The 8,521-nt window shown below is 51.1% G+C and carries 9 protein-coding genes and 1 CRISPR repeat array; of the genes, 3 read left to right on the forward strand and 6 right to left on the reverse strand.

Translation table 11 applies throughout. The annotated features are described in order from the left end of the window. Positions 1-60: 60 nt before the first annotated feature. A CRISPR array of direct repeats spans positions 61-1,065; the repeat unit is 29 nt; unit sequence CGGTTCAGCCCCGCGCCTGCGGGGAACAC. Positions 1,066-1,104: 39 nt separating this feature from the next. Beyond that, positions 1,105-1,254 (forward strand): hypothetical protein, encoded by a 150-nt coding sequence (locus C3B51_RS23720; RefSeq protein WP_165389225.1) that lies wholly within the window; start codon positions 1,105-1,107, stop codon positions 1,252-1,254. A gap of 206 nt (positions 1,255-1,460) precedes the next feature. On the opposite strand, the gene C3B51_RS22635 is transcribed toward C3B51_RS23720, so the two are convergent. The 5 genes from C3B51_RS22635 to C3B51_RS22655 all read right to left on the reverse strand — a co-directional run bounded on the left by C3B51_RS22635 (position 1,461) and on the right by C3B51_RS22655 (position 5,032). Beyond that, positions 1,461-1,895 carry a hypothetical protein gene (locus tag C3B51_RS22635; RefSeq protein ID WP_125717356.1) on the reverse strand — a complete coding sequence of 145 codons (435 nt, stop codon included), beginning with the start codon at positions 1,893-1,895 and terminating at the stop codon, positions 1,461-1,463. A gap of 9 nt (positions 1,896-1,904) precedes the next feature. Next, on the reverse strand, positions 1,905-2,159 hold the full coding sequence (locus tag C3B51_RS22640; RefSeq protein WP_046005142.1) for a hypothetical protein: 255 nt from the start codon (positions 2,157-2,159) through the stop codon (positions 1,905-1,907). A gap of 133 nt (positions 2,160-2,292) precedes the next feature. Continuing rightward, positions 2,293-2,994, reverse strand: coding sequence for a hypothetical protein (locus C3B51_RS22645; RefSeq protein ID WP_130246474.1), 702 nt, complete (start codon positions 2,992-2,994; stop codon positions 2,293-2,295). 204 nt (positions 2,995-3,198) lie between these two features. Next, positions 3,199-4,191, reverse strand: coding sequence for an LNS2 domain-containing protein (locus C3B51_RS22650; RefSeq protein ID WP_130246475.1), 993 nt, complete (start codon positions 4,189-4,191; stop codon positions 3,199-3,201). Positions 4,192-4,312: 121 nt separating this feature from the next. Beyond that, positions 4,313-5,032 carry a hypothetical protein gene (locus C3B51_RS22655; RefSeq protein ID WP_130246476.1) on the reverse strand — a complete coding sequence of 240 codons (720 nt, stop codon included), beginning with the start codon at positions 5,030-5,032 and terminating at the stop codon, positions 4,313-4,315. A 328-nt stretch (positions 5,033-5,360) separates the two neighbouring features. On the opposite strand from C3B51_RS22655, the gene C3B51_RS22660 reads away from it, so the two are divergent. After that, entirely contained in the window at positions 5,361-6,554 is a 1,194-nt protein-coding gene (locus C3B51_RS22660) for a GGDEF domain-containing protein (RefSeq protein ID WP_130246477.1), read from the forward strand. A gap of 12 nt (positions 6,555-6,566) precedes the next feature. Here the strand turns inward: C3B51_RS22660 and C3B51_RS22665 are convergent, their stop codons facing one another. Next, the gene (locus C3B51_RS22665) at positions 6,567-7,421 is read right to left on the reverse strand and encodes an SDR family oxidoreductase (RefSeq protein WP_130246478.1); all 855 of its coding nucleotides are present in this window, start codon (positions 7,419-7,421) and stop codon (positions 6,567-6,569) included. 105 nt (positions 7,422-7,526) lie between these two features. On the opposite strand from C3B51_RS22665, the gene C3B51_RS22670 reads away from it, so the two are divergent. After that, entirely contained in the window at positions 7,527-8,426 is a 900-nt protein-coding gene (locus C3B51_RS22670; RefSeq protein ID WP_130246479.1) for a LysR family transcriptional regulator, read from the forward strand. Positions 8,427-8,521: the final 95 nt, after the last annotated feature.

The following is an 8,521-nucleotide window of genomic DNA, read 5'->3' on the forward strand; positions in this document are numbered from 1 at the left end:
GGTTCAGCCCCGCGCCTGCGGGGAACACGGCAATCCCTCATGAAATATCAGCATTTAAACCGGTTCAGCCCCGCGCCTGCGGGGAACACCAACAAACTGATTGGCTGGTTCCGTTAATCAACGGTTCAGCCCCGCGCCTGCGGGGAACACCTTTCGATAGATTCGCTAACACCAGCCATAATCGGTTCAGCCCCGCGCCTGCGGGGAACACGATAAAATTAGTTGCTGTGTCATGGTATAGTCCGGTTCAGCCCCGCGCCTGCGGGGAACACCTGAGTTCTGTCGTTCAGAGCGACGAAGTCGCCGGTTCAGCCCCGCGCCTGCGGGGAACACGCCCCGGTTGGGGCTTTTTTTGTTTATGGAGAAGGTTCAGCCCCGCGCCTGCGGGGAACACGTGATATCTACGGCCGCATCGTTCAGCCGCTCCGGTTCAGCCCCGCGCCTGCGGGGAACACTCAGGAAATTCCGTCTCGTAAAAACTGCGAGACGGTTCAGCCCCGCGCCTGCGGGGAACACTATTCCCCCCAGCCGGCGATATGTAAATTCACCGGTTCAGCCCCGCGCCTGCGGGGAACACTTGTTCCTGAGTTAAAAAAGATGCCTCGATACCGGTTCAGCCCCGCGCCTGCGGGGAACACTTAGTTGGCCGATACGAGCGTCAATTTCAGCGCGGTTCAGCCCCGCGCCTGCGGGGAACACCTATCTGAACTAGAAGGCAGATCCGTTTTGATCGGTTCAGCCCCGCGCCTGCGGGGAACACCGGATTGACAAGGGCCAGACAAATAAACGGCCCGGTTCAGCCCCGCGCCTGCGGGGAACACGACCACTCCGAAATAACCGGGTTTATTCCAACCGGTTCAGCCCCGCGCCTGCGGGGAACACTCAAACACGCCGTCATAATCTCGACCAAGACCCGGTTCAGCCCCGCGCCTGCGGGGAACACTTATTTCCATGGATTCTAAATATTTGTTGATACGGTTCAGCCCCGCGCCTGCGGGGAACACTTGTTGCTTGCTCCCCCGATGGTTCAAGCGGCCGGTTCAGCCCCGCGCCTGCGGGGAACACTCTAGAATTATATACTTGTTTTCACTAAAGAAAAATCGCATGGCAAAAGTTACCAAAAATATTGGGCACAAACTTGGCCCTGCTTTTTCCGATTTTTGTTCGCTATCTAGTCAATTTGTTAAAGAGCATCTGTTTAATGTAGCAACACAACAGGCAGGAAAAAAGAGTTATAGCCAGGGCCATAAATAAACAGAACAAGATCAGGCCTAGCAGTATCGCGGCTAAAAATGCCACCAGCGGCGAGGTGAGCAAGAGCATCCATTCAGCCTCAATTACGGCAAAGCACACCGTTGTAAAAAAGCCAAACAGATAGAGAAAGTGGCCATCAAGCCAGAATTCGCCCTTGTCGTACAAAGTTTGCAACCACATACAAACCCTGCATTCTTCCACCCTTTTTACGCCCCATTATTCCTGCTGGTACCAAATACGTACCCTAGCAGCGCGGTCAAGGTTGGGAACAGCACGTTGAGTATGATCAGCTGGAGGGTGTCGAACCAAAAGGCGCGGAAGGTGGCGCGCTGGGTGGCGAGCAGTTCGAGCTTGGCCTGCATTTGTTCGCCAGTCAGTGTGTTGTTGGGGTTGGCGGTGATGGCGTTAAAAAAGCGGATTTCGCCCCAGACAAAAATGCTGAGAATGATCAGCAAAAAGCCGATTAGCACGGCAATGATCCCCCAGGTGAGGTTTACGCCGGCTTTTTCTTTGCCGGTAAGTGGCTCCGGGTCGGAGACCGGGGCTTCCATGGGTGATGAGTCCTGGGCGGTGCTTAAGTCCAGGTTTTGCCATGGTGATTGTGTGTGGTTTTGGTCGCTGTCCTGTGCGTTACCCGTCATCCTGTATACCTAGTGTTGTGCGTTGGGCTTTGATTTATTGATGTTGTTGAGTTCAGGCATAACCAGCCGATGTACGTCTTTACCTTGCTTATCTGCCGATAAAATGGCTCTGTCGTGCACCACTTCATCTGAGGCCCAATCCAGTAAGGTCAGTGCCACTTTGGTCAGATCGCTGGATTTTTTTAACCCTAATCGTTGCTGTAGCTGAGCAAGATAGTCTGCGTCAACGGAAAAGCGTACTTCGGTTTTTTTGCTGTCTGCCATAATTACTCCAAAAAATTTCCGGATTTCATCCAATATTAGTGGAATGTTCGGGGCGGCGCAATTAAAACAAGACTAAAGCGTCGATCAAAAAAGGCCAGTCAACTGGCTGGCCTTTTTTATCATGTATGCGCCGTTAGAAGCTATATCTAAAGTTAACGTCTAACGTGCTGTAGTCATCAACATTGCGATATTCGGTATTGACCGAAAACATGCTGTTAAAGTGATAACCTGCACCAACAAAGAAAAGCGGACTGCTATCACCGTCTTCGCCGGTGGTTTTTTCGTAGCCAAGCCCCGCTTTTAACTCAATATTTTCCAGCACTCGTGTCTGATATTGACCACGCAAACGGAAAATAGTGCTATCGTCTTCAGCAGACGCGCTCGATGGCATGACCGACACGCTACCGTCCTGGTAACCAAACGTCAGCGTACTATCTACCGACAGGTCAACTCGGCCAATATGCAGGCTCACATCAAAAATAGACGTTTCGTCCAGTGTGTGGATATAACCCGCACCCACTGTATATTGCTGAATTTCAAACTCTGTATCCAAGTTAAGGAACGTTTGATCTGGAAAAAACCCTGACGAGTCGTTCTCGCTTATGTGAAGATCATCACTCACATTGTAGTAACGGCCTTCTATATACAGGTTGTCAAAGCGCTTGCTCAATGCCAGATTGAGGCCGGTCAAATCACCAAATGGCTCTAGATCTTTGTCATCAACTTCAAAACGTTTGTAACCCACTTCTACTTTGTCAAAGTTAATGGTGTGAGCGGCGGCAGGCGCACCTGCCAAAAGCGTGGCCAGTCCAGCCACAAGAGATAACTGCTTCATTGTTTTCCTTATATTTCTATCTCAAACAAATATTAACTACCGGACTCGTATTGACCCCAATATAGCTGCGCGCATTATAGATATTTGATTTAAGAAGTACAGAAACATCGCAATAGATGTACAAAAAGCAGGCTGACCAGGAATGATATGACTCAATTATAAGGCGTTGAGGACTTATGCTCACATAAGCCCTCAACTTATATCTTACTCACACTGCGCCGCCGGGTAGGTGTCTACCTCATTGGTAATATGTGAATAGTAGCTATTGTTGGTAATAGCCGTGGTGCCGTAATGTCCAGCATCCGGGCCTATGGTAAAGCTGTTTTGTGCGCCCAGGCCGGCGCGGATAAAGGCTTCGGCATCGGTTTTGGCATTACCGTATGCACGTACAATGTTCAGGCCCTGCGATTGCAGCCGCTGGATCTGCTCGATTTTGTACTCAGCCGTTCTAAACAGGCTGGTTTCATTGCTCAAAGAGGTACGCAGGAAACCACGCGGCAGCCCCATCCAGTTTAACCAGTCGCGGGTGCCTTTGGCATACCAGTAAACACGCGCGGTCAGGTAAACAGGCTGATACCCCAGGTCCAGATAACGGCGTACCAGGCTGTATGCGCCCTCTTTTTGGTCGGCGCGATCAATCCCGGTGTAGTCGCCAATTTGCTCGGCGTCCGACTCGGTTAAAGTGCCGTCGATATCAAACAGTACGGCCGGTGTATTTGGCTGAATGACAGTGACAAACCCTTCAGCCCCGGTGCCATCGGCAGGCACTGCGGCATAAATGCGGTACTGGCCCGCGTTCATTGCCGGTAAGGTTACGCTGGCCTTGCCGTCGCTGTTGGTCACGGCATCACCCAGGTAGCGCCAGTCGCTGTCTTGCTGTCCGCGCAGATAGAAGCGGACCGTTTCAAATTCCAGGTCTTTATGTGCAACCGCGCCGTAATCAAACTTTGCGGTTACTTTTACGCTATTGCCTTCGGCCACCACTTCGTCATGTACCATGTGGAAGCTTGGTAACCAGGTAATAAAGCGATTAAGCCCATTGCGATAACCGGCACTGGGCACATCAGGTTTGGCATAGTTTTGCTCAATCCAGCTTGGATCTGGGCACTGTGGCAACGCATTCGCACCAAAAGACCATGCAATGGCTGCAATTGCAACCGATTTAGCTGTGATATGAGCCAACCTTGATAACTTCATATATACTCCCGTCGTTGAATTCGAGGCAAGAATATATACTCTAGATTACATTTTTATTAACGCAAACTTTTCACATTAACATTTTAAATTAACAATGAGGTTACCCAAGCGCATTGCGCCATCATAAACGGGTGTCAAAGGTGATGTTCGGTGAAGATGTTTGTACGCCGCTGGGCGGGGGAGATTCTGCGGGCTTATGGCTATACACAGAGACGTTTTTGAGCGGTGGTGTGTGGATATTTCGTTTTGCGGCGACCCAGGCATACTGTCCATATGATTCAAATACATAGTTACCACTGGGCAGCTGGATCTGGCCGTAAATTACATCGTCAGTCAAAGTCAGGTGCACTTGATAGCGCTCATCCGCTTGCTTACCCACTTGCCCGGTCAATCGCTTTTCCTGATCTGTCTGTGTGATATCTACGATTTCAGAGCAAATTTTTTCCTGTGTCTGAGGAATTAAAAATTCAAAGCTGTCGCCGATTGCCAAAGTGCGAATGCTTTTTACGTCCAGTTCCACGTAGGCTTCGTTGTGCAATTCATAAGGCACAGTGGTACTCGATTTGAAAAATGCCCTGGCGTGCTGCGACTCTTTATTGATGGTGTAGTAGGTGCTTTGTAATTCATGTTGTGGCAGCCTGACGTCACTGTTTTTATAACCCGATGTCGCTGGCTCCGGCTCATGGGTAATGGCCTGTTGTAGCTGTGCCACATTCAACGGCGCACTATGCTGCCCACCCGACGAGTCTGACCCGTCAAGATAAGCTTGCTCATTGTCATAAAACAGCAATGAAGCACACGACACCAACCCAATGGCGCCCATCAATATGTAAGTAGACACTTTCAACATATCAATAAATTAACAAATGAAGTACTAATGGGAACATTAATTGCTCCGCCGCTTTTTATCAAGTGAGATTAATGCGCACACCGGATGCCAGCAACGCGCTCAGCTATAACCAATCTAATATCAACATGTTAAAAGAGAAACACTATTTACCTTTGTTTACATTACTAAACGCGCCAAACCGCTGAATTCTCTACTTACAGGGCAATTTTCGTGCAATCGCTGCGCATCCGGGTGCGGTAGTGCTATGCTTGAAGATTAATAAAAGTCCAACCGAAGGCCTGTTTAAGGGCAGCAACTGGAATACAAATAGGTCTATTTAATGCAGGTTCATGATCTTACACTGATGCTGTCGTTATGGATTGCCTCTCTTGCGGGTGCCACTGTGCTGTTTGTGATCTCAAAAATGACACAAACAATTGTCGGTACACGCCTGTGGTCACTGGCCATGTTGCTGCTCTCTTGTGCCTACCTGGCGCAGCTAACCATGCAAAGCCTGGACGTTCAGTGGCGCGTTTTAACTTTTAATACTTTCCTGATACTGGGGCACTCGGCCTGGCTGATTGGCACCTGGCAGTTTGTTAAACGCACGCCCTCTGCACAAAAAATCGCCTGGTTAGTCTTACCCATTTTACTTATCTCCTGGCTGACCGCCACCGTAATACCCGACAGGGAGCTGCGTATTACCCTGATTGGCGTGTGGCTGATAGCCGTGCGCTGCCACTACGCCTGGGTGCTGTATAAGCACGCACGCCAGGATAAAAATGAGTTTCTGGCTGCCAGGATCACCGTCGGCGTGGTGTTACTGGAAGTGTCTTTTTCCGTTCTCTATACCCTGCAAGGTGCGCTGGGCAATTTGCCGCAGATAGGCGAGGCCTTTAACTGGGTTGCGGGTTATACCTGGGTGGCAGCGTTACTGGGGATCCTGGCGGGTGCCCCCATTTTATTGCTACTCAGTGCCGGGCGCTTTGTGAAAGAGCTGGAGTTTGCCGCCAACCACGACCTGCTGACCGGGCTGCTTAATCGTCGCGGCCTGGCCCGGCAACTAAACGAGCTGCTGCCCCTGAGCAAGCGCAAGTGCGATTCGCTCACCGTGATGATGATTGACCTCGACCACTTTAAACGCGTTAACGACTTATACGGCCATCACAATGGCGACCGTGCGATTGTCTGTCTTGCCGAAGTGCTAAAAAAGCACTTTCGCTGCGCCGATCTGCAGGCGCGCTGGGGTGGCGAAGAGTTTTGTCTGGTGCTGTTTGATATGCAGCCCGATATGGCGGTGGCAAGTGCAAATAAGCTACAAACCACCTTTGCCCAGCAGAGCCTGCAACTGGGGCTACAGGACACGCCGTTAACCATCAGCATTGGCATTGCCTGTAGCCGAGAGATCAGCCAACAGGGATTCGAAACCACCCAGAATCAGGCCGACAGCGCCTTGTACGATGCCAAGCGTGCCGGGCGCAACTGCGTAAGAGTGGCCAGCATGGCGCTCAGCCTGCTCGAAGAACGCCCCTAGCCTAATACAGTGTTAAACGCTTAGCTGATGCGCCAAACTCTGCAACATTGGCGTGGTTGGTCGGCCTATCAGGCGGCTCAGCGTGCCGCTGCTATCGTGCAGCCAGTTAGCATTGACCTGCACTTCGGCATCGGCCAGCAACGCGGCAAATCCGGCCGGTAAGCCCAGTTGAGTCAGAAAATCCGCATACTGCTGCTCAGATACATACTGAGTAACGACGGTTTTGCCGCTAAGCTCACTGGCAAGCTCGGCCAGCCCCTGCAAAGTAAAGCTCTGATCGCCCGCCAGTTCATAGGTGTTACCCGCATGATTAGGCTCGGTGAGCACCACTGCTGCGGCCTCGGCATAATCTGCCCGCGCGGCACTGGCAATACGCCCTTCATGCATGGCTCCCACAATCGCTCCCGCTTCTATACTGCCGGCAATGCCTGCACTGTAATTTTCGTTGTACCAGCCGTTGCGCAGCAACACATAAGGCAGGCCTGAGTCTTTGATCAACTGCTCGGTTACCCGGTGCTCTTCGCTCAGTTGCATAGGCGATGTACCGGCATGCAAAATGCTGGTATAGGCCAGCAAAGTCACACCTGCTTGTTTTGCAGCCTGGATGACTGCGCTGTGCTGCCGTACCCGTTGGCCAATCATATTGCCCGATATAAGTAATAGCTTACTTACACCTTTAAGTGCATCTGTTAAGGTTTGCGGCTGATCGTAATCTGCGGCTCTGAGCGTTACGCCAAGACGGCTTAATGCTTCGGCCTGCTTAGGGTTTCGTACCAGGGCCACAACCTGAGATGCCGGTACTCGCTTTAAAAGTGCCGCTATTACCAAACGACCCAGCTGACCATTTGCGCCTGTTACTGCAATCATATTATCTCTCCACTGTTTGTGTCTTATTCTTATGTTGACGGGCTTATTGTCTGGCAAAATGACTGTTATCATAAGATAGTCATTACAAAATGAAGTGTTCTGAAAATGATTACAATCAATCATAACTCGCTGAAGCTGCTGGCCATCTTTGCAACCGTGATCGACAGTGGCAGTTTTGCCGCCGCCGCACGGCGTTTACACTCCAGCCGCTCACGGGTGAGCGAGCAGGTGTCTCAGCTGGAGCTGCAACTAAATGTACGCCTGTTACAACGCAGTACCCGCCAGCTCAAGCTGACTCAGGAAGGCGAAAGGGTGTTGCAACATGCCCGTCAGCTCAAGGGAATATTGCAGCATGTTGAAGCGGAACTTACCGATACCGAGCCCAGCGGGCGGGTCACGCTGACCATGAACCACGACATCGCCCACAAGTTTGTGGTGCCTAAGCTCGACAAACTGGCACAACGCTATCCGCAGATCAGCCTGGATCTGATTGTCGACGACGATCCCCTCGATTTAATAGAACAGCAGATTGACCTGGCCATTCGCATTGGCTTTATTCGTGATGAATCTTTGGTTGCACGTATACTGCATCAGGAACGTTTTGCCCTGTTTGCCAGCCCGGCGCTGCTCGAAAAACACGACACACCCCGCACGCTTGAAGAATTGGAAGCCATGCCCTGGCTGATGCTCAAACAAACCGCAGAGCGCGGCGCGCAGATGCTGTATCACCACGAGGAGCCCGTGGTACTGCAACCACAGCAGCACCACAGCTGCAACTCGCCGTATCTGCTGCAACATATGGTGGTCAGCGGACTTGGCGTGGCTACTTTGCTGCCCTCAACGGTGCAGACGGAGATCAACGAGGGCAAACTGGTGCGTATTTTTGAGTCGCTGCACAGCGAACCGCTGGTGTTTTCTCTGGTTTATCCTTCACGCCGCCAGGTACCACAACGCACCCGAGCCGTGATTGACTTTTTACTCTCGGACTCTTTGTTTGAAGTTTAATACCAATTTCACTTAATACCTGTTCAATTTGACGGAGCAAATATGGCGCTAACGGCGTTAAAAATCTCTCATTTAGAACAACTAAATAGCAAAAT

Source organism: Pseudoalteromonas rubra, assembly GCF_004212645.1.
GTDB classification, from domain to species: Bacteria; Pseudomonadota; Gammaproteobacteria; order Enterobacterales; family Alteromonadaceae; genus Pseudoalteromonas; species Pseudoalteromonas rubra_G.

Bases quoted from the DNA above. Each gene is read 5' to 3' on its own strand.
- C3B51_RS22640 (WP_046005142.1), bottom strand. From the start codon at position 2,159: ATGGCAGACAGCAAAAAAACCGAAGTACGCTTTTCCGTTGACGCAGAC.
- C3B51_RS22645 (WP_130246474.1), bottom strand. From the start codon at position 2,994: ATGAAGCAGTTATCTCTTGTGGCTGGACTGGCCACGCTTTTGGCAGGT.
- C3B51_RS22650 (WP_130246475.1), bottom strand. From the start codon at position 4,191: ATGAAGTTATCAAGGTTGGCTCATATCACAGCTAAATCGGTTGCAATT.
- C3B51_RS22635 (WP_125717356.1), bottom strand. From the start codon at position 1,895: ATGACGGGTAACGCACAGGACAGCGACCAAAACCACACACAATCACCA.
- C3B51_RS22665 (WP_130246478.1), bottom strand. From the start codon at position 7,421: ATGATTGCAGTAACAGGCGCAAATGGTCAGCTGGGTCGTTTGGTAATA.
- C3B51_RS23720 (WP_165389225.1), top strand. From the start codon at position 1,105: ATGGCAAAAGTTACCAAAAATATTGGGCACAAACTTGGCCCTGCTTTT.
- C3B51_RS22670 (WP_130246479.1), top strand. From the start codon at position 7,527: ATGATTACAATCAATCATAACTCGCTGAAGCTGCTGGCCATCTTTGCA.
- C3B51_RS22660 (WP_130246477.1), top strand. From the start codon at position 5,361: ATGCAGGTTCATGATCTTACACTGATGCTGTCGTTATGGATTGCCTCT.